We start from the raw sequence: 22,853 nt of genomic DNA, 5'->3' as shown, positions 1-22,853 counted from the left end.
CGCCCCCGCGGTCGGAGACGTGCTCGGGCGCCGACGGCGCGGGCATGGAAGAATGGGCGGATGAGCATGCTCAACTCCTCCGGCACCGCCGCCGCGGTGGGCGACACCGTCGCCACCGTCACCGACTACGACGCGGCGCAGAAGCTCGTCTCGCAGCTGATCGCGGGCGACGTGCCGGCCAGGGAGATCGCCATCGTCGGTGTCGGCGTGCGCACGATCGAACGGATCACCGGGCGCCTCGGCTACGCGAATGCGGCGCGGTCGGGCGCCGTGAACGGCATCCTCATCGGACTGTTCCTCTCGGCGATCTTCGTGCTGGGCAACCCCGCGGTGCCGATGCAGGCGTTCATCGGCATGATCTTCGTCGGTGTCGCGATCGGCATGATCCTCAGCCTCATCGCGTACGCCGTCGTGCGCCGCCGCCGCGACTACGCCAGCGTCATGCAGCTCAGCGCCGACCACTACGAGGTGACGGTCCTGTCCGCGTCGGTCGGCAAGGCCAGACAGGTGCTCGGACGCGCCGTCACGCCGGTCCCCGCGCCCGCCGCGCCGTCCGCGACCGCATCCGAGCCGCCGCGGTACGGGGAGCGCGTCGATCCGCACGCGCCCGCTCCCTCCGGCCCTGCGGCGCCTCACGCCTCGGCCCCGCCCGCGCCCCCGACGTCCGACGAGCCGCCCCGCTACGGCGAGCGGATCGCACCGGAGCGTCCTCCGCTTCCCCCGGCACCGCCCGCCGCACCCGCGGTTCCGGCCGCCGGCGCGGCGCCCGATGCGGGGGACCCCGCGACGGACGCCGACGCCCCGGAGCGGGGGATCGAGGTCGGGCTGCCCGAGGACGAGGAGTCCCGCGGCGAGCCGGTCGGCGAGGCGACGCCCGGCGACGCGCCGCTGCCCGGCGACGGATCCGGTGAAGGGCTGCCGGGCGACGAGCCCCGCCGATGATCGAAGCCGCCGAGGAGCGCACCAGGGTGACGGTGCCGCTGCCGGCGGGCGAGGTCGACGTGACGGCCGCTTGGGGCGGTGACGCCGACGAGCCGGACGCCCCCGTCGTCGCGATCGCGCACGGCGCGGGAGCGGGGATGGATCATCCGTTCCTCGTGGGCTTCGCGCGCGGACTGCAGGAACGCGGGCTGCGCACCGTCCGCTTCGCCTTCCCCTACTCGGAGGCGGGGCGGCGCATGCCCGGTCCCGCGGCGCACGCGATCCTCGCCTGGCGGGCGGTGGTCGCCGCGATCCGACTCCGCCGCCCGGACGCGCCCGTCGTCGCCTGCGGAAAGTCGTACGGCGGCAGGATGGCGTCCATGGCCGCCGCGGAAGGGCTTGCGGTGTCCTCCCTCGTCTACCTCGGCTATCCCCTGCACCCTCCGGGGAGGCCCGACAGTCCGCGGATCGCGCATCTCCCCTCCGTACGGCCCCCGCAGCTCTTCGTCGAGGGCACGAAGGATCCGTTCGTCCAGCCCGTGGGTCAGTTCGAGGACGCCGTCGCGGCATGCCGGGATGCGCGCATCGTCTGGATCGACGGGGGAGGGCACTCGTTCGAGGTGGCGGGGAGGAAGCGTCCGGCCGAGGAGATCGGTGCGGGACTCGCGCCGCTCGTCGGGGAGTTCGTGGCAATCGTGAGGTGAGCAGGATGGAAGAGTTCGGAATCGATCGGCTGCGCCGGATCGGCAGTCTCAAGTGGTCGGTCTTCCCCGACGCGATCGGCGCGTTCGTCGCCGAGATGGACTTCGGGGTCGCCCCCGTGATCGCGGACGCGATGAAGGCGGCGATCGACGATGGTCTGACCGGGTATCTGCCCGCGGGCGTGGCGCAGGCGATGAGCGAGGCCGCCGCGCGCTGGCAGTCCGAGCGACACGGGTGGGAGGTTCCCGCCGAGAGGATCCGCCCCGTGCCGGACGTGCTGACGGCGCTGCGCACGACGATCGACTTCTTCACCGAACCCGGCGCCCGCATCATCCTCCCGACGCCCGCGTACATGCCGTTCCTCACGATCCCCGCACTGCACGACCGCGAGATCATCGAGGTGCCGATGCTGCAGGAGGACGGCCGATACGTCCTCGACCTCGACGGGATCGATCGGGCCTTCCGCGACGGCGGGGGCCTGCTCATCCTCTGCAACCCGTACAACCCGGTCGGGCGGGTGTTCGAGCGGGCCGAGCTGGAGGCGGTCGCCGAGATCGTCGCCCGCCACGGCGGACGCGTGTTCTCCGACGAGATCCACGCGCCGCTCGTGTTCGCCCCGCACCGGCACGTGCCGTACGCGAGCCTCGACGCCGTGACGGCGGGCCACACGATCACCGCGACCAGCGCGTCGAAGGCCTGGAACCTGCCCGGTCTCAAGGCCGCTCAGGTGATCCTCTCGAACGAGGCGGATGCGGAGGTCTGGATCCGGCCCGAGGTGGCCTGGGCCGAGCACGGGACGGCGAACTTCGGCGTGATCGCCGCGACCGCGGCGTACGACGCGGGACGCCCGTGGCTGGACGACACCCTCGCCTACCTCGACGGCAACCGTCGCACGCTCGCCGACCTGCTCGCGGAGCACATCCCGGGCATGGGCTACCGGCCGCCGGAGGGCACCTACATCGCCTGGCTCGACGCGCGCCGGCTCGGGATCGAGGGATCGCCCGCCGATTTCTTCCGGGAAAGGGCCGGGGTCGCTCTCACGGACGGCATCGCCTGCGGTGCGGCCGGGAAAGGGTTCCTCCGCTTCATCCTGGCGACCCCGCGTCCGATCCTCGAACAGGCCGTGCGGCAGATGGCGGCGGCACTCGACGCCCGGTGACGCCGCGCGCGATCATCCCCACGCGAGGTCCGGATCGGCCAGGATCCTGCGGACAGTGCGGACTCCGAGCATCGACATCTCGGGGTTCGTCGCCCGGTAGTACCATCCGAGGCCCATCGCCTGCTGCAATGCCCACCCGGCGGCGCGCCGCCATTCGGCATCGTCGCTGCCCAGCCGCTCGCGCAGCGCGCGTCGTCCGTCGAGATCGAGGACGTGCCACGCCACGATCAGGTCGAGTGCCGGATCGGCCGGGCCGAACGAGCCGGCGTCGAGCACTCCGCCGAGACGCCCGTCCGGTGCGAGGAGGAGGTTCGGCGGGATGAGGTCGCCGTGGGACATGACCTCCCTGCCCGGGTGCGGCACCGCGGAGAGCGTCTGCCACAGCGCACGGACCTCTGGCACGTCGACGAGGCCGCCGCTGCGCGCGAGGCACTCCCGCATCCAGGCGTCGTGCGGGCGGAACGCACCGCCTCGCCCTTCGCCGCCGAACACACGGCCGCGCAGCGGCACCCGACGCAGTGCGCAGATGAGCACGGCGAAGTCCTCGGCCAGCCCGCGGTGCGACTGTGGAGGAAGGTCGTGCGCGACCGGGACGACCGAGCCCGGCACCCACGTCTGCACCGACCACGCCGACGGGTAGCCCGCGTCGGCCTCGGCGACCCCGAGCGGCACCGGCGCGGGGAAGGGGGAGACGTCGGCGAATTCGGCGAGTGCCGCGGCCTCGGCGCGGATCGCCGCGGAGGTGGTGATGCGCAGCGGGAACCGCGCGGCATGGTCCCGGCCGATGCGGAACAGGGCGTTCACGGTCCCCGCGGAGCGCAACCGCTCGACGGGCCGCCCGGCGAGCGCGGGAAAGGCCGCCGCGATCCTCTCGGACGCGGCGGCTTCGTCGATCCGGAGCTCGTCCGGATGCATCCGCTCGGTCAGGCCTGCACCCGCGCGATCCACGCCTCGATCTCGGACGAGGTGCGCGGGATCGCGGCGGAGAGGTTGACCGGGCCGTCCTCGGTCATCAGGATGTCGTCCTCGATGCGCACGCCGATGCCGCGGTACTCCTCCGGGACGGTGAGGTCGTCGATCTGGAAGTACAGACCGGGCTCGATCGTGAACACCATGCCGGGTTCGATGAGGCCGTCGTAGTACATCTCGCGCCGGGCCTGCGCGCAGTCGTGCACGTCGATGCCGAGGTGGTGACTCGTGCCGTGCACCATGTAGCGCCGGTGCTGGCCGCCCTTCTCGGCGTCGAGCGCCTCCTCCGCCGTCACGGGAAGGAGGCCCCATTCGGCGGTGCGGCGGGCGATGACGTCCATCGCCGCGGCGTGGACCGTGCGGAACGGCACGCCGATCCGCGCCGCAGCGAACGCGGCGTCGGCGGCCTCGACGACCGTGTCGTAGATGCGGCGCTGCACGTCGGTGAACGTGCCGCTCACCGGGAGCGTGCGGGTGATGTCGGCGGTGTAGAGGCTGTCCGCCTCCGCGCCGGCATCGACCAGGATGAGGTCGCCGGGCAGCACCGCGCCGTCGTTGCGCGTCCAGTGCAGGTAGCAGGCGTGCGGGCCGGAGGCCGCGATGGTGTCGTAGCCCTCCCAGTTGCCGTCGCTGCGGGCGCGCTGATGGAACACGCCCTCGACGATGCGTTCGCCGCGGGGGTGCGCGATCGCGCGGGGCAGATCGCGGATGATGTCGTCGAACCCGGCGGCGGTGATGTCCACGGCACGGCGCATCTCCGCGATCTCGTAGTCGTCCTTCACGAGGCGCAGTTCCGAGACGAACTGCGTGAGCTCGCCGTCCTCGTCGACGACGAGGTCGCCCGATCCCTCGGCGAAGTCGTCGAGGTGCGCGGTCGCGAGGCCGAGGTCGGCCGCGACGCCGGCCAGAGCCGGGCGCGGCCCGATCCAGAACTCGCCGATCGTGGCGTCCGAGTAGAACTCGCTCGTCGTGCGGTCGGCCCGCTCGCGGAAGTACAGCGTGACGTCGTGCCCGTCGGCGGTCGGCTCGAAGACGAGCAGGGAGTCCGGCTCGGCGTCGGCGGCCCACCCGGTGAGGTGCGCGAACGCGGAGTGCGCGCGGAAGGGGTAGTCGGTGTCGTTGCTGCGCTGCTTGAGCGATCCGGCGGGGATCACGAGGCGCTTCCCGGGGAAGGCGGCGGAGACCGCGGCGCGACGCGCGGCGGCGGGTGCCGCCTGCGCACGGGGGGCGGGGAGGGTGTCCGGACGTTCGGCCCAGCCCTCCGAGATGGTGTCGAGGAAGCCCTGGGGGAAGGGCTGACGGCGGTTCGTGGCCGACGTCGTCGGCGTGGTGCTCTCGGCGGCTTCTTCGCTCTGCTCGATCGTGTCGTTCTCGGAGGTCATGCCTCCATCCTCTCACCGCCGGCCGTGCCCCGTCCTCGTGCGCGGTCCTCCGGATCGTCGGTCGCAGTCCGTCGGGGCGCGGTCTCTCGGGCGGTCGCGCCGGCGCCGGGCCGGGCCCGCACAGCTCGTCCGGCTAGGGTCGGCCCATGACCGATCCTGCGTCCGACCGTCTCTCCGCCCGCCGCACCGCCCTCGCCTGGCCGTGGGCGCTGGGGGCGGATGTCGTCCTCGTGATCGTCTTCGCGGCGATCGGGCGCGCGAGCCACGAGCACGGGGTCGACCCGGGAGGCGTCGTCGAGACGGCGTGGCCGTTCCTCGTCGGTCTGGGGGTCGGCTGGCTCGTGCTCCGCGCGTGGCGCGCCCCGGCCGCGCCGCTGCGCACCGGTCTTCCGCTGGTGGTGAGCACCGTCGTCCTCGGGATGATCCTGCGGGTCGTGAGCGGCGGCGGGACGGCGGTCGCGTTCATCGTCGTCGCGACGATCACGCTGCTCGTCTTCCTCGTCGGATGGCGGGGCGTCGCCGCACTCGTGGCACGGATCCGCGCCCGGCGCTGAGGCGAGGGGCGGCGACGCCCCGCCCGGGGGATCCCGGCGGGGATCCTCGGCCTCAGGGCGTGACCCGCTCCAGCTGGGTGATGAGGGCGCGGTGGTCGCTGCCGGAAGGGCTGCCGGGCAGGACCTCGGATCCGCTCGGACGCCATTGCGCGGTCGCCATCACGTGGTCGATGGGTGCGCCGACGAGCTCGGGAAGCGAGGTCGGCCACGTGCCGAGCCCTCCGGATCCGGTGCGGGCGGCGACGTCGCGGCACGCACCCATGTCGCCGCCGTCCGTGCCGAGCGCGGCCATGTGGTCGAGCGTGGCGTTGAAGTCGCCTGCGAGGATCACGTTCTTGCCCGCGGGACACTGGTCGGCGACCCAGCGCAGGTCCGAGCTCCAGCCGGTCATCTCGTCCTCGCGCGGGGCCACCGTGTGCACGGCGACGACCGTGGGGCCCTTGCCATCGACCGGCATGACCACCGCGCTCGGCACGGAGCTCGTGTTGCTCGTGCCGTCGCTCGACGACGGGATGACGGAGTAGTCGCCCAGCCCGGGGGAGATGAGCACGGTCGTCTGCCACGAGTCGGGTCCGCGCGGCACGTCGGGGCGGAACTGCACGTGATGCACCCACATGGGATGGCCCGCCGCCCGCAGCTTCAGGGCGATGTCCTCGCCGACCGCCTCGGTGGTCTCCGGGAGCGCGACGATGTCGGCCTTCTGATCCACGATGGTCGTCGCGATGTCCTCGGCGGACACCGCCTCGCCCGCGGTGTTCCAGGCGAGCACGCGCACGCTCGTGGCCGTCTTGGCCGGCAGGGCCTCGGAGGAGATCCCGCGCATCGCCCCGATCGCGGCGGACGCGCCGCCGCCCAGAAGGGCGATGATCGCGAGGGAGGCCGCGAAACCGCGCAAGGGCCGGGCCAGCATGAGCAGCAGCGCGAGCAGCAGCAGCGCGGCGAAGGCCAGCACGAGGATGCCGCGGGAGGCGACCGCCTGGGTGATCGGGAAGGTGCGCTCCAGGTGGAAGAACTGCGGCCACGTCAGGATCGCCGTGGCGATCGCGAGGAGCACGGTCAGCAGGATCCCGATCAGTCGAAACATCGCTCCAGAGCCTAGGCGAGCGCCTCTGTGAAGGATCTGGGGCCGGGCTCGGGATCCGCCGGGCGGGATACGCTCGGAGGATGACCGATGCCGATCCGGACCGCCGCCCGCACCTGTTCCGGGCCCCGATCGATCTGCATCTGCACTCGAACCGCTCCGACGGCACCGAGGCGCCCGCGGAAGTCGTCGCTCAGGCGTGCGCCGAGGGCGTCGCAACGCTGGCGCTCACCGACCACGACACCACCGCGGGCTGGGCGGAGGCCGCCGCCGCCGCGGTCGCGCACGACATGACCTTCATCCCCGGCATGGAGATGTCGGCGAAGGACGGCTGGCGCAGCGTGCACGTGCTCGCGTACCTGTTCGATCCGACCGAGCCCGATCTGCTCGCGGAGACCTCCCGCATCCGCGACGACCGCATCGGCCGTGCGGAGAGGATCGTGCGCAACATCGGCCGCGACTATCCGCTGCGCTGGGAGGACGTGGTCGCGCAGACCGATCCCGGGGCGACGGTCGGGCGCCCGCATATCGCCGACGCCCTCGTCGCGCGCGGGATCGTGACGGACCGGAGCGAGGCCTTCGACGGGATCCTGCACCCCCGCGAGGGCTATTACGAGGGCCATTACGCCCCGGATCCGCTGACCGCGGTCGAGCTCGTCATCGGCGCGGGAGGAGTGCCGGTCATCGCCCATCCCGCCGGGCGGGAACGGATGAGCGCGCAGACGCTGCGCCGGCTCATCGACGCGGGTCTGGGCGGTCTCGAACTCGGCCATCGCGAGAACACGGCCGAGGGGACGGCCGAGCTGCGCCGCCTCGCCGAGCGCCACGACCTCATCGTGACCGGATCCAGCGACTATCACGGCGCGGGCAAGCCCAACGTGCCGGGGGAGCACACGACGACCCCGGCGATGCTGCAGCGCATCATCGACCGCGGATCCGGCTCCGCCCCGGTGTACCCCGTCCGAGCCCGCTGACCCGCTCGCGGCGGAGCATCCTCGCCCGCGCCCTCGCCCGCTCCCGATCCCGTCACCGCTCCCGTCGCAAAAACGCCGCTCGCTCCCGCTCCCGTCGCAGAAAGCGCCGCTCCGAAGGGATCGGAACGGCGCTTCTTGCGACGGGAGCGGGCGGGAACCCGCGGACGGTCAGGCCCCGGACTGCGGGGCGCTGCCCGCGGCGGCACCACCGGAAGGACGGCGGCGACGACGACGACGCTGCGCGGCGGGCTTGCCGTCGTGGTGCTCGGCGCCCTGGCCGTCGTGCGTGCCCGAACCCTCGGCGCCGCGGTCGGCGCTCCCGGAACCCGCATCCTTCGCGGCAGGGGTCTCGGCGCCCTCGGCGAACGTGGATCCGACGTCCGCGGTCGCACGGCGACGGCGACGGCGACGGCGCGTCGCACCCTCGCTCGTGCCCTCCGCGGCGGCGTCGGCCGCGCGCTGCGGCTCGCGCTGCTTGCGCGCGGGCTTCTCCGACACGGGGGCCGTCACCAGGCGCCCCTTGGTGCCGACGGGGATGTCGAGATCCTCGTAGAGGTGCGGGCTCGACGAGTAGGTCTCGACGGGCTCGGGCTGTCCGAACTCGAGCGCCCGGTTGATGAGGGCCCACTTGTGCAGGTCCTCCCAGTCCACGAACGTGACGGCGATGCCCGTGCGGCCCGCGCGGCCCGTGCGGCCGGCGCGGTGCAGGTACGTCTTGTCCTCGTCCGGGATGGTGTGGTTGATCACGTGGGTGACGTCGTCGACGTCGATCCCGCGCGCGGCGACATCGGTCGCGACGAGCACGTCCCTCTTGCCCGCTTTGAACGCCGCCATCGACCGCTCGCGCTGATCCTGGCCCATGTCCCCGTGCACGCCGCCGACGTTGAAGCCGCGGTCGCTCAGCTCGTCCACGAGGCGCTGGGCGGCACGCTTGGTGCGGGTGAAGATCACGGTCTTGCCGCGGCCCTCCGCCTGCAGGATGCGGGCGATGACCTCGTCCTTGTCGAGCGAGTGCGCGCGGTAGACGAGGTGGCGGATGTTCGCCTGGGTGAGGCCCTCGTCGGGGTCGTTGGCGCGGATGTGGATCGGGTTGGTCATGAACCGGCGCGCCAGCGCGACGATCGGGCCGGGCATGGTCGCCGAGAAGAGCTGCGTGTGGCGCACGGCGGGGACCTTGGAGAAGATCTTCTCGATGTCGGCGAGGAAGCCCAGGTCGAGCATCTTGTCCGCCTCGTCGAGCACGACCTCGGTCGCGTGCGAGAGGTCGAGCAGGCGCTGGTTCGCCAGGTCGATGAGGCGCCCCGGCGTGCCGACGACGATCTGCGCGCCGGCCTTGAGCTGCTCGATCTGGCCCTCGTACGCCTTGCCGCCGTAGATCGCGACGACGCTGGTGGAGCGGCCGGAGGTGAGCAGGTCGATGTCCTCGTACACCTGTACAGCGAGCTCGCGCGTCGGCACGACGATGAGCGCCTTGACGCCGTGCTCGGGGTCGAGACCCAGGCGCTGGACCACAGGGATGCCGAAGCCGAAGGTCTTGCCCGTGCCGGTCTTGGCCTGGCCGATGATGTCCTGGCCGGGAAGTCCGAGGGGGATGGTCTGTTCCTGGATCGGGAAGGCGTCGACGATGCCCTTGGCCGCGAGGGCCTCCACGATGTCCTGATCGATGCCGAGATCGGCGAAAGTCGTCACTGTGTTCTCTTGCCTGTCCGGCGGGCCTGCGAGCGCGGCGCCGCCTCGATTGAAAAGGTCCACGCCGGATCCGTATGCACAGGCGCGGGGGCTCCGATCCGTCGCCGGAGCGGCTCCAGCCTACCGGAGCGGCCGAGGATCCCGCCCGCTCGCGTGCGCCTCCACCGGGGTGCAGGCGCACGCTGAAGTAGGCTGAGCGCGTGGTGAGGTGGTTCTGGCAGCGCGACAAGGCGCCCCGACGCACGCTCGTGCTGCGTTCCCGCGGAGAGTCGGGGGACGCGACCCGCGTCGACTTCGCCGAACTCGCTCCGGAGCCGAACACCTTCCTCGGCCAGGCGGCCTATCTGCAGCTCGGCTACTTCGAGACGCTCACCCGCCTCATCCGGGCGACGGCTGATCTCTCCGAGAAGGAGATCCTCTCCCGGGCCGCCGGCGCCGCGCTCGCGAAGCATCGCGGAATCGTCGACATCATCACCGCGCACGGAGACGATCCGACCGAGGTCATGCTGCCCTTCCGCGAGCAGTTGGACGCATTCCGCCGGAAGACCCTCGGGCCGCGGATCGCGGAGACCATGCTCGCCGTCTATCTGACCGCGGGCATGCTCGACGACTTCTACCTCGCACTCTCCTCCAGCTACGGGGAGACCGGGGCGAAGGTCGCGAAGATCCTCTCCGAAGCCGACGACCGCGGGGAGATCATCAAGATCATCGCCGCGACCATCGCGAGCGACGAGCAATGGCGCTCGCTGCTGTCGATGTGGGGGCGTCGCCTCGTCGGAGACACGATCCTGGTCGCCCGGGCCGCCCTGCGCCCACATCTGCCGGGGGCGGAGGACGACAAGCTCGAGCCCGTGTTCACCGAGCTCATGGGCGCCCATGCCCGCAGGATGGACGCGATGGGGCTCGCCTCGTAGCGAGCCCCGGCCGGCGGCCTGTCCTGGTGCTACGCGGGGCTGCCGAAGCACCTGCCCCGGGACATCCCGGTCTGGGGACTGCAGGCGCGCGGGTGCTGCAACCCGGTGCGCAGCCCGCCTCGCTCGGCGACATGGTGGAGGACTACATCGCGGAGATGCTCCGGGTGCAGCCGGACGGGCCGTACCACCTGGTGGGCTGGTCGCTCGGCGGCATGGTCGCGCAGGTCATGGCGGCCCGCCTGCAGCAGCGCGGGCACGAGGTCGGCGTCGACGTCCACGCGCTCGCCGACGTGCTCGCGGAGCTCCTCGCCCCTGGCGGGCCTCGGGCGGGAGGTGCTCGCCGCTCTGGTGCGCTCCTACCGCAACACCGCGCGGATCCTGCGGGAGTTCCGGCACGAGCCCTTCGTGGGCGACGTGCTGTTCCTCCGCGCCTCGCGAGTCGGCATCGGCCCCGACCACGATCCCCAGGAGTGGCAGGCGCACGTCGACGGGGAGCTCCGGGTCGTCGACGTGGACTGCACGCACCGCGACATGACGCGGCCCGGCCCGCTCCGTGTGGTCGGGGAGCACCTGACCGAGTGGCTGAGGGCGGGCGACCAGGGAGGGGAGCCTGAGAGGTTCGGGCGGAACTCAGATCCCGAGTGCCGCGCGCCGCGTGCCGTCCCGGTGCACGCGCACGCGGGTCAGCACGACGGTCGCGACGGCGGACACGACGATCGCACCGCCGAGGGAGAGCAGCCAGAGCCAGACGCTCGACTCCTTCAGCCCGCCCCACTGGCCTAGGGCGTAGGCCGCCGCGGCGACGGCCGTCGCGATGGCCGGGGCGACGGCGACGCCCCGCACCGTGCGAGAGGGGACGAGGTAGTGCACCGCGATGCCGAGCAGGCACGCCGCGATCAGTGCGAGGAGGATGTACACGGTCAGGCCACGAAGCCGACGCGGCGGGACTCCTCGGTGCCGAGCTCGACGTAGCCGAGGCTGGCGGTGGGGACGATGTACGAGTTGCCCTTCACGTCCGCGAGGGTCACGTGGCTCGCGCCGGAGTCGAGCGCGCCGGCGATGGCCGCGCGCACCTCGTCCGCCGAGGTCGAGGTCTCGAAGCTGAGCTCGCGGCCGGTGTTGATGATGCCGATGCGGATCTCCACGGAAGCGCTCCTTGAAAGCCGGGGTCGATGAGTCCTCGTCACTCTATCGCGGGCCACAGGGCGCCGGCCGCGGGGCGCGGTCCTGTTCGCCGAGGGCGATGTCGGCCGCGGCGGATAGCGTGGAGGCATGCCCGCTCCTCCCACCCCGACCGCTGCGCAGGCCGCGGTGATCGACGCCCCGGCGACCCTGTCGGGCACGGTGATCGGGGGGCCGGGCACGGGTAAGACGCATGCGCTGGTCGAACGCGTCGCTGCCCTCCTCGCCGCCGAGCTCGCTCCGCAGGAGCTGCTCGCGCTGACTCCCAACCGTCACGCCGCGACGGCCCTTCGCGACCGGATCGGGGTGCGAGTGCGCGTCGCCACGCCTGGCCCTCTCGCGCGCTCCCTCGGATCCTTCGCGTTCCAGGTCGTGCGCGGGACGATGGTGCACAGCGGACAGGAGCCGCCGGCGCTGCTCACGGGCGCCGATCAGGACCGCCTCATCGCGGATCTGCTCGCCGGCGATGCGGAGGACGAGGCGGAGGGCGTGCGGCGCTGGCCGGAGGAGCTCGGCGCGACCGTACGGTCCTCGCGCGCCTTCCGGTCCGAGCTGCGCGCCTTCCTCGCGGAGTGCACGGAGCGGGGGGTGACCGACGCCGAGCTCGCGACCTCCGACCGCGCATCCTGGCGCGCGGTCGGCACGTTCGGACGGGCGTATCGGGGGGTGCTCGACCGGGCGCGTGCGGCCCACCGCGATGCCGCGGACCTCCTCGCCGAGTCCGCGGCGATCCTCCGCACCGCGGACCCGGAACTGCTCGGCCCGCTCGGGGCGCTGAGGGTGGTGCTCATCGACGACGCGCAGGAGCTGACCGTCGGCGGGGTGGGCCTCGTCGAGGCGCTGCGCGCGCGCGGCATCGCCGTGATCGCGTTCGGCGATCCCGACATCTCCTCCGGGGCGTTCCGGGGCGCCGGTCCCGAGCTCTTCGCCCGGCTCGCGGGGATGCTCGGGGACGTGCACGTGCTCGACCGTGCGCTGCGTCAGGACCCGCCGCTCACCGCGCTGACCCGCACGGTCGTCCAGACGATCGGCGTGTCCGGACGCGTGGAGCACCGGCGCGCTCCCGAGCGCACGGATCCGGAGGACGCGGGCGGCGCGGTGACCGCGTTCCTCGCTCCCTCGCCGCACGAGGAGCACGACCGCATCGCGCATCAGCTGCGCGAATGGCACCTGTCGCACGGCGTGCCGTGGGAGCGGATCGCGGTCATCGCCCACGACACCCGTCAGGTCACGATGCTCGAGGCCGAGCTCGCCGCGCGCGAGGTGCCGACGCGGGCCGCCGGGGTCCAGAGGCCTCTCGGCAGCGAGGCCGTGGTGCGCGACATCGTCGGGATCGTCCGGCTCGCGCTCGTGGACCCGGCCGAACGGGATCCGCAGATCCTCGCGGAGGCGCTGCGCACCCCGTTCGGCGGCCTCGACGGCGTCGGGCTCCGCCGGCTGCGGGCGCGCCTGCGCCATGTCGAGCTGGAGCAGGGCGGCTCGGCCCCGGCACGACGGCTGCTGCGCGACGCGCTGGCCGAGCCCGCTCTGCTCGCCCGCATCGACACCCCCGAGGCGCGGACGGCCGACCGCTTCGCGACCGTGCTCCGCGAGGTGCGGGCGGCGCATGCGCGGGGGGAGACGATCCACGAGCTGCTCTGGAGGGTCTGGGACGCCGCACGCGCCCGGGACGGACGGCGGCTCGCCGCGGCCTGGCAGGATGCGGCGTCCGCGCCGGGCGGGGCGGAGACGGCGCGGGCGCTCGACGCCCTCGTGGCCCTGTTCGACGCGGCCAAGCGCTCGGTCGAGCGCGCGCCAGAGAAGGGCCCGGAGGCGTTCATCCACGACATCCTCGACAGCGAGATCCCCGAGGACTCGCTCTCCGCGCCCGAGCGCCCCGGCACGGTCGCGCTGATGACGCCTGCGACGGCGCTCGGCACCGAGTTCGACGCCGTCGTGCTCGCGGGCGTGCAGGACGGGATCTGGCCCAACGTGCGTCTGCGCGGAGGGCTTCTGGAGACCTGGCGGCTCCCCGAGGCGATCGCGGCGGCCCGTTCCGGGGAGCCCGAGCACGAGCACTCCACGCTCGACCGACGACGCGCGGCGCTGCACGACGAGCTGCGGCTGTTCGTCCGGGCCATCTCGCGCGCCCGGCATCGGCTGCTGGTCACCGCGGTCGACGACGACGATCAGGGGCCGAGCCCGTTCTTCGCGTTCCTCCCCGATCCGGAGCCCGCCGACGACCGGCACGCGCACCCGCTGACCCTGCGCGGCCTCGTGGCGAAGCATCGGCGCACCCTCACCACGTCGACCGATCGGGCGGCCAGGGCCGAGGCGGCAGGGCAGTTGCGCCTGCTCGCGGAGGCGGACGTGCCCGGCGCGGATCCGGACGGATGGTTCGGGATCCGCGGGCCTTCGGACGACCGCCCGCTGCGCGACCTCGACACCGGCGCCGTCCCGGTGTCGCCCTCCCGGCTCGAGGCCTTCGAGGAGTGCGGGGTGAACTGGGCGGTGTCCGCCCTCGGCGGCGACACCGTGTCCTCGGCCTCCGCGGGCATCGGCACCTTCGTGCACGCCGCGATGGAGCACGTGCCCGACGGCGACCTGGAGGCGATGCGGCGGATCCTCGACGAGCGCTGGGGCGAGCTCGATTTCGAGAGCGAGTGGATCAGCGTCAAGGAACGCCGCAGGGCCGACCTGTACCTGCAGCGCCTCCACGACTACCTCGTCGCGGTGAGGACGGACGGCGGGCGGCTCGTGTCGGCCGAGGGGGAGTTCCGTCTGGCGATCGACATCGCGGAGGGGTCCGCGCCGCGGGCGCACCCCGTGGATCCGGAGGATCTGGCGCACCAGGCGATCCTCCGGGGCACGATCGACCGGGTCGAGGCCTATCCCCGCGGGGCGGGCGAGCACGCCGACGCCCGCGGACCGCAGCGGTCGTGGACGGCGATGGCGGACGGCGACGGCGACGAGCGCGTCGTGGTCGTCGATCTGAAGACGGGAAAGAGCGAGGACAAGGTGACCGAGGCGAAGGTGCTCGACCACGCGCAGTTGGCGGCGTACCAGCTCGCCGTAGAGGAGGGTCTCGTGGCGGGCGCTGCGCCGGCCGACCTCGTCGGCGCCCGGCTGGTGATCGTGTCCCAGACGATCGGCCGGAGCACGTACAGGGTCGCGCACCAGCATCGCCTGGACGACGAGGCCCGAGACGCCTTCCTCGCCCGGGTGGCCGAGGCGGGCCGTGGCATGGCGGCGTCGAGCTTCACCGCCCAGGTCGAGGCGCACTGCGCCGACACCCAGGTGCGGATCAGCCCGTGCCGGATCCACACGATCCCCGCGGTCAGCGCGTGAGCGCCGGGACACCCGCGTCCGCCTGGGAGGGCGGGTTCGCGATCTCGGCGGTCGACATCGCGACCGCGCTCGGGCTGCCCACTCCGACCGAGGCGCAGCAGAGGGTGATCGAGGCGCCGCCGACTCCGGCGCTCGTCGTCGCCGGCGCCGGCAGCGGCAAGACCGAGACGATGGCGGGCCGCGTCGTCTGGCTCGTCGCGAACGGCCACGTCGCCCGGGACGAGATCCTCGGTCTCACGTTCACCCGTAAGGCCGCGGGAGAGCTGGCGGAGCGGATCGCGCTGCGCCTCGACCGGATCGACGAGTACGGCCGGCGCGGCCTGCTGCCCCACCTGCCCGAGATCGTCGCGACCGACGCACTCGCACGGATCGCCGCGGCGCGCACGCCGGCGCAGCGTGCGACGGTGCAGCGCGAGGTCCTCGACGGCCTGGCCGAGCGCTTCGGAACCGGGGCCGACCCGACCGCGCCGCGTCCGACGGAGGACCTCATCATCCGGCCGAGGGTCTCGACCTACAACGCGTTCGCCGACGGCATCGTCCGCGAGCACGCGGCGCACATCGGCAGCGATCCCGAGGCCGCGATGCTCAGCACGTCGGCCTCCTGGCTCATCGCCCGCACGGTCGTCCTGCGTGCGGAGCTGCCGGGGCTGGAGGACGTGGACCGTGCGCTGGGCGGCGTGATCGACGCCGTGCAGCGTCTCGCGGGCGACGTGCTCGACCACCGCGTCGACCTCGACGACATGGTGAGGATCGCGCAGGCCCAGGCCGACGAGTTCGCGCCCTTCCTGCCGCAGACCGACCTCGACAAGATCGTGCCGAACCTGCGTGCGATGCCGATCCTGGCCGAGCTCGTCCGCGAGTACATCGCCGAGAAGCGGCGGCGGGGCGTGCGCGACTTCGCCGACCAGGTCGGAGGGGCCTACGACATCGTCGAGGCGGCGCCGGAGGTGCGCGCCGAGCTCCGGGCGCAGCATCGCGTCGTCCTCCTCGACGAGTACCAGGACACCTCGGTCATCCAGACCCGCTTCCTCTCCGCGCTGTTCCGGGACGGAGCAGTCATGGCTGTCGGCGACCCGCATCAGTCGATCTACGGCTGGCGCGGCGCAAGCGCCGACAACCTCTACGCCTTCGGGCGCACGTTCGCACGGGAGCGCACGCCCGCGCAGTACAGCCTCATGACCAGCTGGCGCAACGACGAGCGCATCCTCGACGTCGCGAACCGGGTGCTGCGACCGCTGCAGCAGCCGGGGCTCGCGGTGCCGGAGCTCGAGGCGAGGCCCGGATCCGGCACCGGCCGCGTCGAGGTCCGCTACGGCGAGACGGTGGACGACGAGGCGGCCGACGTCGCCGACTGGTTCGCGGGACTGCGCGGACAGCACGACGAGGACGCCGCGGGGCGCCCGCACACCGGCGCGATCCTGTTCCGCTCGAAGCGGCACATGCAGACGTTCGCGGGAGCGCTCGCTGCGCGGGGCATCCCGCACCGCATCCTCGGGCTCGGCGGCCTGCTCGCGACCCCGGAGGTCGTCGATGTCGTCTCCGCGCTCCGCGTGATCCACGATCCGACCGCGGGGTCCGCGCTGATCCGGCTGCTGGTCGGCCCGCGGTTCGCGGTAGGCGTCGCCGACATGGCGGCCCTGCACGATCTCGCCCGGGAGCTGGCCGTGCGCGACGGCGCCCTCGCCCCGCTCTCGGACGAGCTCCGGGAACGGCTGCGGTCCTCGCGGGGAGCCGATGAGGCGGTCTCGATCGTCGATGCGGTCGACGTCGTCCGAGCCGTGCGAGACGACTACCGTCTGCTCGGGGGGATCAGTCCCGAGGGCCGGGCACGGCTGCGCGCGGCGGGGGAGATGCTGGAACGGCTGAGGCTGGCCTCCGGGCAGCCGATCCTCGAGCTCATCCGCACGATCGAGACCGAGCTGAGGCTCGACATCGAGCTGGCGGTCAACGAGACCCGCGGGCCGGCCCGTGTCGCGGCGACGCAGCTGCGCGCCTTCGGCGACGAGGTGCGGGCGTTCCTGACCGCGGACGACCGCGGCACGATCTCGAGCCTGCTCGCCTGGCTGGACAAGGCCGAGATGACCGACGAGCTCATGCCGCGCACGGAGCCGCCAGAGCCGGGCGTCGTGCAGCTGCTGACGATCCACGGGTCCAAGGGCCTCGAGTGGGACGCCGTCGCCGTCGTGCGCCTCGTCGAGGACGAGCTGCCCGGACGCATCACGGACGCGCAGGGGTGGTTCGGGTTCGGCGTCGTGCCGTTCTCCCTGCGCGGCGACCGGGACGCGCTGCCGCGTTTCGCCTGGGATCCGCAGGAGGCGCGCGACGCGGCCGGTCCGGATCCGGCGAAGCAGGAGAAGGCGGCGAAGGCCTCGCTGCTCGCAGGGATCACCAAGGAGCACCCCTCCGGCGGAGCACTGCGGCGGTTCAAGGACGCCTACCGTGCCTATCAGCGCGCCGAGGAACGCCGTCTCGCATACGTCGCGATGACCCGTGCCCGCACCGATCTGCTGCTGACCGGATCGCACTGGGCCGGACAGAAGAACCCGCGGACCCCGAGTCCCTACCTGCTCGACGCGATCGAGGAGCTGGGGCTCGATCCCTTGCCCGCCGCGGTCTCGGAGGACAACCCGTACGAGGGCGCCTCCCGCACCAGCGTCTGGCCGATGGATCCGCTCGGCGCCCGCCGGTCCCGCGTGAGTGCGGCGGCCGACGAGGTCCGTCGCGCCGCCGAGGCGCCGGAGCCGCCCGTTGCGTCGCCGGAGCTCGAACGGTTGCTCGCGGAGCGCGCGGCACGGCGACGCGGGGCGCTGGCGGATGCGCCCACCCGGGTTCCGGCCTCGCGCTTCAAGGACTACGTGACCGACTATGCCGGCACCATCCGCTCCCTCGCCCGGCCCATGCCGGAACGCCCCTACCGGCAGACCCGTCTCGGCACGCTCTTCCACGCCTGGGTCGAGCACCGCTCCGGATCCGTGGGCGTCGGCACCTCGCTCGACGATGCGCTCTGGGACCGGGACGACGATCCCGCCCCTGTCGTCACAGGGGTGGGCGGGAGCACCGACGAGAGCGCCCGCGCCGATGCGGAGGATCTGGCCCGGCTGCGGGAGATCTTCGAGCGCAGCGAATGGGGGCCGCTGCAACCGATCGCCGTGGAGACCGAGATCGACTTCGCGCTGCCTGTGGGCGAGGGGGAACCGCCGCGGATCGTGATCTGCAAGCTCGACGCGGTCTATCGCCGGCAGGACCGCTCGGGACGGATCGAGATCGTCGACTGGAAGACGGGGAAGCCGCCGTCGACGGCGCAGGAGCGCGAGGAACGGTTGCTGCAGTTGGCCCTGTACCGTCTCGCCTACCACCGGCGATTCGGCGTGCCGCTCGCCGAGATCGACGTCGCGCTGTTCTACGTCGCGGACGAACTCGTCATCCGCGACGATCGGATCTACTCCGAGGAGGAGCTGGTCCAGCGCTGGAACGCGGCGCGCGCGGCGCGGTGAGCTTCGGCGACGTCGTTGTCCTCGCCCGAGATCCCGCCCTCGCTGGGAAGCAGCGTCCGGCCTCCGGAGCGCCGGTCGGATCCGTCCTCACGCAGGTCGGGATCGTCGCGGAGGTCGCTGAGGTCGGCGGTCGCATTCGGGTCCAGGTCCTCGAGAGGACCGGTCGCATCGAGATCGTCTCTGTCCCGGGCCACCGCATCGTCCTGCGGTCGCCCGCGCTCCTCGCGCCGCTCTTCCTCGGGCTCCTCGGCGTGGCCGCGGGGACCGAACGCCGCGGTGTCGTCGGACGCGATCCCCGCGAACGCCGTCGCATCGTAGGCGTCGGTCTGCATCGACGTGTCGATCGGGTTGGGTTCCCGGGCCGGCACGCGGTCCAGGGCCGACAGCGCCTCGTCGACTCCTGCACCGGATCCCGGCCGCGGCGCGAGGTCGTCGTGGATCCCGTCCGCGAGCGCGTCCAGCAGCACGGCCGCGTCATCGACGATGTCCGAGCGGCGGGTGTCGTGCCCGTGCAGCAGCCAGCGCGCCAGCTCCAGCTCAGCGAGCAGGCGGGCGCGCACCCCGAGCCCGCCGTCCGGGGCGCGGAGCGTCGCGCCGGCGTAGGCGTCGAGCACGTCGTCCCGTGCGTCCGCGGCCAGGGTGAGCCAAGCGAGGTCGACCGCCGGATCCCCGATCGACAGCCCGTGCCAGCCGATCACGCCGACCACGCGCGGACCACGCTCGTCGTCGTCCTCGAACAGGAACGACCCGGCGTGCGCGCCTCCGAGCGTGACCGCGGACTCGAAGCGCCACAGCTCGTCGGCGTCGACGGCCTCTCGCCATCGCACCGTGAGCCGTGCCGAGACGCGGCCCGTCGCCGCCGCCCGGTCCACGAGGGTGCGGATCTCCTCGCGGGCCTCCTCTGGCGTCCGCTCGGCGAGACCCGCCCCGCGCACGACCGACGCCGGCAGCGCGTGCAGCCCGGCGACCGCCTTGCCGATCGCCGCGGCCGCTCCCGCGCCGGGAGGGATGTCGGCGGCGTCGATCTGGAAACCGGGCACGAGCGTCGTGACGAGGGTGCGCGTCTCGCCCACCCGGCCGTCGCCGAGATGCTCCGGCGCGGCGAAGCGCAGCATCGATCGCGCCCCCGGGGTCAGCGCCCGCAGCGCGAGGCTCTCCCTGGCCAGCTCGGAGGACGTGTCGTCGTCGCTCGCGGCGCGGATCGCGACCTCCGTGCCGTCGGCGAGCGTCGCCACTGCGGAGTCGAACCGGGCGTCCCCGTCGGCGCTGAGCGCGCGGGCGCCGATCACATCGGCTCCGGGCACCGCGGCGGTGACGGCCGCGGCTAGAGTGAAGGGTGAGCGAGCCATGTCACCAGGGTAGGTCGAGCCTCGTCCACGCCGGGCCCGCCACGCCTGTGTGAAGGGGAGTCGATGACGGGTCACGGTCGCCACCGGGTCGATGTCCTCAGGCACGCCTGTGTGAAGGGGAGTCGATGACGGGTCACGGTCGGCACCGGGCCGATGTCCTCGGGCACGCCTGTGTGAAGGGGAGTCGATGACGGGTCACGCGACCGGGGATCCCGGCGTGCCCGTGCTGGATCGAGCGGGCGAGTGGCGGGAGGATCCGCACACGATCGACCGCCTGCGGGCCGATGAAGCGACCGGCGTGCTCGTCGTGCGCGAGCGCCGTGTGCCGGTGGACGACGGCGGCCTGCTCCTCGTGTCTCCCGCCGACCCCGTGCTCGAGCACACGAGGGAGTGGGCACTGTTGGGACGCCGTGCGGACGGTTCCGGGCTGCTCCTTGCTCTGCAGGACCCCGAGGACGACACGGACGCGGACGGTTCCTGGGCGCCTCGCTGGGCGGATCTGCGCGAGGCCATGCCGGTCGTCGACGCCTTCGACGCCGAACTGCTCGTCGTCGCCATCGCGCTCGCCGGCTGGCTGCGCGACGGCTTCTGCCCGACCTGCGGAGGGATCGCGCGCCTGCGGCAGAGCGGCTGGTCCCGGCGCTGCGAGAACTGCGGACGTGAGCACTTCCCGCGCACGGATCCGGCGATCATCGTGGCCGTGCAGAGCCGCGACGGCGAGCGGCTGCTGCTGGGGGCCAACGCCCAGTGGAAAGGGCGCATGCATTCCTGTTTCGCGGGCTTCGTGGAGGCGGGGGAGTCGCTCGAGGCCACCGTGCATCGCGAGCTCGCCGAGGAGGCGGGCGTGCGCGTCACCGACCTCGCCTACTTCTCCTCGCAGCCCTGGCCGTTCCCGCGCTCGCTCATGGTGGGCTTCCACGCCACGGCGGCGGACGAGGCCTCCGCCCGGGGCGACGGCGAGGAGATCATCGAGGTGCGCTGGCTGACCCGCGCGGAGATCGGCACCTCTCTCGCCGGCGAGGGGCCGGTCGCCCTCCCCGGGACGGCGTCGATCGCCCATCGCCTGATCCTCGACTGGTACCGGCGGTGAGCGCTCTCGACGGACTCGACGAGCGTCAGCGCGAGGCCGCCTCCATCCTGCGCGGCCCCGTCGCGGTGCTCGCCGGCGCCGGGACGGGCAAGACCAGGGTCATCACGCATCGGATCGCGCACGGCGTGGAGACGGGCGCCTACTCGCCGAACCGCGTCATGGCGGTCACGTTCACCGCGAAGGCCGCGGGGGAGCTGCGAGGGCGTCTGCGCGCGCTCGGCGTCGAGGGCGTCTCCGCACGGACCTTCCACGCCTCGGCCCTCGCGCAGCTCGGATTCTTCTGGCCCTCGCTCGCGGGAGGCCCTGCCCCCGCCATCGTCGACAACAAGGTACGGCTGCTCGCGCAGGCGGCCGACCTGCTGCGTCTGCGCCCCGACACGGCGACCCTGCGCGACCTCGCCTCCGCGATCGAGTGGCGCAAGGTCTCGATGCTCTCGATCGAGGAGGCGGCGGAGAAGGGCGCGAAGATCGGGCGTTTCGATGCCACGCAGATCGCGGATCTCTCGCGCGCCTACGAGACGTTGAAGGACGACCGGCACCAGCTCGACTTCGAGGACGTGCTGCTGGCCTGCGCGGGCATGCTCGAAGCGGAGCCCCGCGTCGCGGCCGCCGTGCACGAGCAGTACCGGCACTTCACGGTGGACGAGTTCCAGGACGTGTCGCCGCTGCAGCACCGTCTGCTCGAACTCTGGCTGGGGGACCGCGGCGATCTGTGCGTCGTCGGAGACGCCTCGCAGACGATCTACTCGTTCGCCGGCGCCGACCAGCGCTATCTGCTCGAGTTCGAACGACGTCATCCCGGCGCGACCGTCGTGCGCCTCGAGACGAACTACCGCTCGGTCGAGCCCGTGCTGACCGTGGCCAACGAGCTCATGCGGGGTCGCCCCGGTGCGCTCGAACTCGCACCGACGGAGCCGCACCCCGATGCCGAACCGGCCGTCGTCGTGGCGTTCGACGACGACGCGGAGGAGGCTCGGGGGGTCGCCCGCTCGATCGCGGCGCGCATCAGGGACGGCGTGGCTCCCGAGGAGATCGCGGTGCTCTACCGGGCCCATTCCCAGTCGGGCGCGATCCTTCAGGCGCTCGCGGCCGCGGGGGTCGCGGCGAGCGTGCTCGGGGGACGTCGTTTCTTCGACATGCCCGAAGTGCGCCAGGCCGTGCAGGCGCTGCGGGCCGCAGCCGTCGCGCCGCAGCAGCACGCCTTCCTCCCCGCCGTGCGCGACGTGCTGCGCGGGCTCGGCTACACCGACGAGCCGCCCGAGGCGGGGGGCGCCCTCCGCGACGCCTGGGAGGCGCGTCGCGCGGTGCTGCGCCTCGCCGAGGACGCGCCGGAGGCCACCACGATGCGGGCCTTCGCGGACGACCTGTTCGCCCGGGCTAAGGACCAGCACGAGCCCGTGCTGAGCACGGTGACGCTCTCGACCCTGCACGCCGCCAAGGGCCTCGAGTGGCCGCACGTGTATCTCGTCGGCTGCTCCGAGGGACTCCTCCCGATCTCGTACGCGAGCGGGTTCGAGGCGATCGACGAGGAACGGCGCCTCGCCTATGTGGGCGTCACGCGCGCCGCGCGTACGCTGACGATGACGTGGTCGCGGGACGCGGACCGTGCGGGACGCCGCCCGTCGCGCTTCCTCGCGGAGATCGGCAGGCGCAGTCTGCGTGAAACCGCACCGTCCGCGATGCCCGGCGTCCGTCGCGGCTGACCCGGATCGTCCTGGACTCTCCGCTGCGTGTGGACTCCGCGTGCTCGGAGAGCAGTCCGGCGCAGGCCGCCGCGGCCGCGACGATCACGGCGAGCGGGATGTGCCCGGGGTCCCGCTCGAGCAGTTGCACGTGCAGAGCGGCCCAGGCCGGATCCCGTTCCCGGTCGTGCGCGTCCCGGCACGAGAGGCATGGGGTGCGACCGGGGAGGACCAGCGGTCCGACGCTCGCCCCGCCGGCGTCGAAGGAGAGGGCCACGTGGGGTCGGTCGCGGACGAGCTGCGGCAGCGCGTCGCGTGCGGCGACCGCACCGTGCCGGAGGAGCACGACCGGCACGTCGGCAGCCCCCGTGTCGTCTCCTTCGA

General features: G+C 73.1%; 18 protein-coding genes. 11 read left to right on the top strand and 7 right to left on the bottom strand.

Annotation, left to right across the window (positions count from 1 at the left end; genetic code table 11):
* Window positions 1-60: 60 nt before the first annotated feature.
* The 3 genes from Q0P88_RS08570 to Q0P88_RS08560 are packed head-to-tail and all read left to right on the top strand — an operon-like array spanning window position 61 to window position 2,782.
* The gene (locus tag Q0P88_RS08570) at window positions 61-942 is read left to right on the top strand and encodes a general stress protein (protein WP_295013096.1); all 882 of its coding nucleotides are present in this window, start codon (window positions 61-63) and stop codon (window positions 940-942) included.
* Window positions 939-1,625 (top strand): alpha/beta family hydrolase, encoded by a 687-nt coding sequence (locus Q0P88_RS08565; RefSeq protein WP_295013094.1) that lies wholly within the window; start codon window positions 939-941, stop codon window positions 1,623-1,625. Before Q0P88_RS08570 ends, Q0P88_RS08565 begins: the two co-directional genes overlap by 4 nt.
* A 5-nt stretch (window positions 1,626-1,630) precedes the next feature.
* Window positions 1,631-2,782 carry a MalY/PatB family protein gene (locus tag Q0P88_RS08560; RefSeq protein WP_295013092.1) on the top strand — a complete coding sequence of 384 codons (1,152 nt, stop codon included), beginning with the start codon at window positions 1,631-1,633 and terminating at the stop codon, window positions 2,780-2,782.
* A gap of 12 nt (window positions 2,783-2,794) precedes the next feature.
* Here Q0P88_RS08560 and Q0P88_RS08555 read toward each other — a convergent pair whose 3' ends face one another.
* Window positions 2,795-3,730 (bottom strand): phosphotransferase, encoded by a 936-nt coding sequence (locus tag Q0P88_RS08555; RefSeq protein ID WP_295013090.1) that lies wholly within the window; start codon window positions 3,728-3,730, stop codon window positions 2,795-2,797.
* The gene (locus Q0P88_RS08550) at window positions 3,706-5,133 is read right to left on the bottom strand and encodes an aminopeptidase P family protein (RefSeq protein ID WP_295013088.1); all 1,428 of its coding nucleotides are present in this window, start codon (window positions 5,131-5,133) and stop codon (window positions 3,706-3,708) included. The genes Q0P88_RS08555 and Q0P88_RS08550 overlap by 25 nt, the downstream gene beginning before the upstream one ends.
* 146 nt (window positions 5,134-5,279) lie before the next feature.
* Between Q0P88_RS08550 and Q0P88_RS08545 the strand changes: the two genes are divergently transcribed.
* Window positions 5,280-5,687, top strand: coding sequence for a DUF3054 domain-containing protein (locus Q0P88_RS08545; RefSeq protein WP_295013086.1), 408 nt, complete (start codon window positions 5,280-5,282; stop codon window positions 5,685-5,687).
* Between the two features lie 52 nt (window positions 5,688-5,739).
* Here Q0P88_RS08545 and Q0P88_RS08540 read toward each other — a convergent pair whose 3' ends face one another.
* Window positions 5,740-6,771: an endonuclease/exonuclease/phosphatase family protein gene (locus Q0P88_RS08540; RefSeq protein WP_295013084.1), complete on the bottom strand. Its 1,032-nt coding sequence runs from the start codon at window positions 6,769-6,771 to the stop codon at window positions 5,740-5,742.
* 80 nt (window positions 6,772-6,851) lie between these two features.
* On the opposite strand from Q0P88_RS08540, the gene Q0P88_RS08535 reads away from it, so the two are divergent.
* The gene (locus Q0P88_RS08535) at window positions 6,852-7,742 is read left to right on the top strand and encodes a PHP domain-containing protein (protein ID WP_295013082.1); all 891 of its coding nucleotides are present in this window, start codon (window positions 6,852-6,854) and stop codon (window positions 7,740-7,742) included.
* Between the two features lie 168 nt (window positions 7,743-7,910).
* Here the strand turns inward: Q0P88_RS08535 and Q0P88_RS08530 are convergent, their stop codons facing one another.
* On the bottom strand, window positions 7,911-9,431 hold the full coding sequence (locus Q0P88_RS08530; protein WP_295013080.1) for a DEAD/DEAH box helicase: 1,521 nt from the start codon (window positions 9,429-9,431) through the stop codon (window positions 7,911-7,913).
* A 200-nt stretch (window positions 9,432-9,631) separates the two neighbouring features.
* On the opposite strand from Q0P88_RS08530, the gene Q0P88_RS08525 reads away from it, so the two are divergent.
* Entirely contained in the window at window positions 9,632-10,345 is a 714-nt protein-coding gene (locus Q0P88_RS08525) for a ferritin-like fold-containing protein (protein ID WP_295013078.1), read from the top strand.
* A 26-nt stretch (window positions 10,346-10,371) separates the two neighbouring features.
* Entirely contained in the window at window positions 10,372-10,959 is a 588-nt protein-coding gene (locus Q0P88_RS14075) for a thioesterase domain-containing protein (RefSeq protein WP_363316504.1), read from the top strand.
* Window positions 10,960-10,975: 16 nt separating this feature from the next.
* Here the strand turns inward: Q0P88_RS14075 and Q0P88_RS08520 are convergent, their stop codons facing one another.
* On the bottom strand, window positions 10,976-11,263 hold the full coding sequence (locus tag Q0P88_RS08520) for a hypothetical protein (protein WP_295013077.1): 288 nt from the start codon (window positions 11,261-11,263) through the stop codon (window positions 10,976-10,978).
* A gap of 2 nt (window positions 11,264-11,265) precedes the next feature.
* The gene (locus tag Q0P88_RS08515) at window positions 11,266-11,490 is read right to left on the bottom strand and encodes a DUF3107 domain-containing protein (protein WP_295013075.1); all 225 of its coding nucleotides are present in this window, start codon (window positions 11,488-11,490) and stop codon (window positions 11,266-11,268) included.
* 127 nt (window positions 11,491-11,617) lie between these two features.
* Between Q0P88_RS08515 and Q0P88_RS08510 the strand changes: the two genes are divergently transcribed.
* A complete protein-coding gene (locus Q0P88_RS08510; RefSeq protein ID WP_295013073.1) occupies window positions 11,618-14,854 on the top strand; it encodes an ATP-dependent DNA helicase in 3,237 nt (1,078 codons plus the stop codon).
* A complete protein-coding gene (locus Q0P88_RS08505) occupies window positions 14,818-18,348 on the top strand; it encodes an ATP-dependent DNA helicase (protein ID WP_363316503.1) in 3,531 nt (1,176 codons plus the stop codon). The genes Q0P88_RS08510 and Q0P88_RS08505 overlap by 37 nt, the downstream gene beginning before the upstream one ends.
* Here the strand turns inward: Q0P88_RS08505 and Q0P88_RS08500 are convergent.
* On the bottom strand, window positions 18,294-19,697 hold the full coding sequence (locus tag Q0P88_RS08500; protein ID WP_295013071.1) for a phosphotransferase: 1,404 nt from the start codon (window positions 19,695-19,697) through the stop codon (window positions 18,294-18,296). The two genes, Q0P88_RS08505 and Q0P88_RS08500, sit on opposite strands and share 55 nt — an antisense overlap.
* Before the next feature lie 187 nt (window positions 19,698-19,884).
* On the opposite strand from Q0P88_RS08500, the gene nudC reads away from it, so the two are divergent.
* Complete coding sequence (gene nudC / locus Q0P88_RS08495; RefSeq protein ID WP_295013069.1) at window positions 19,885-20,787, top strand: NAD(+) diphosphatase; 903 nt, start codon at window positions 19,885-19,887, stop codon at window positions 20,785-20,787.
* Window positions 20,784-22,490 (top strand): ATP-dependent helicase, encoded by a 1,707-nt coding sequence (locus Q0P88_RS08490; protein ID WP_295013067.1) that lies wholly within the window; start codon window positions 20,784-20,786, stop codon window positions 22,488-22,490. The genes nudC and Q0P88_RS08490 overlap by 4 nt, the downstream gene beginning before the upstream one ends.
* Window positions 22,491-22,853: the final 363 nt, after the last annotated feature.

Origin of the sequence: uncultured Microbacterium sp. (assembly GCF_945952435.1) — a bacterium.
Lineage (GTDB): Bacteria > Actinomycetota > Actinomycetes > Actinomycetales > Microbacteriaceae > Microbacterium.
Note: the sequence above shows the minus strand (reverse complement) of the source record. Positions and strands in the feature narration are given on the sequence as shown.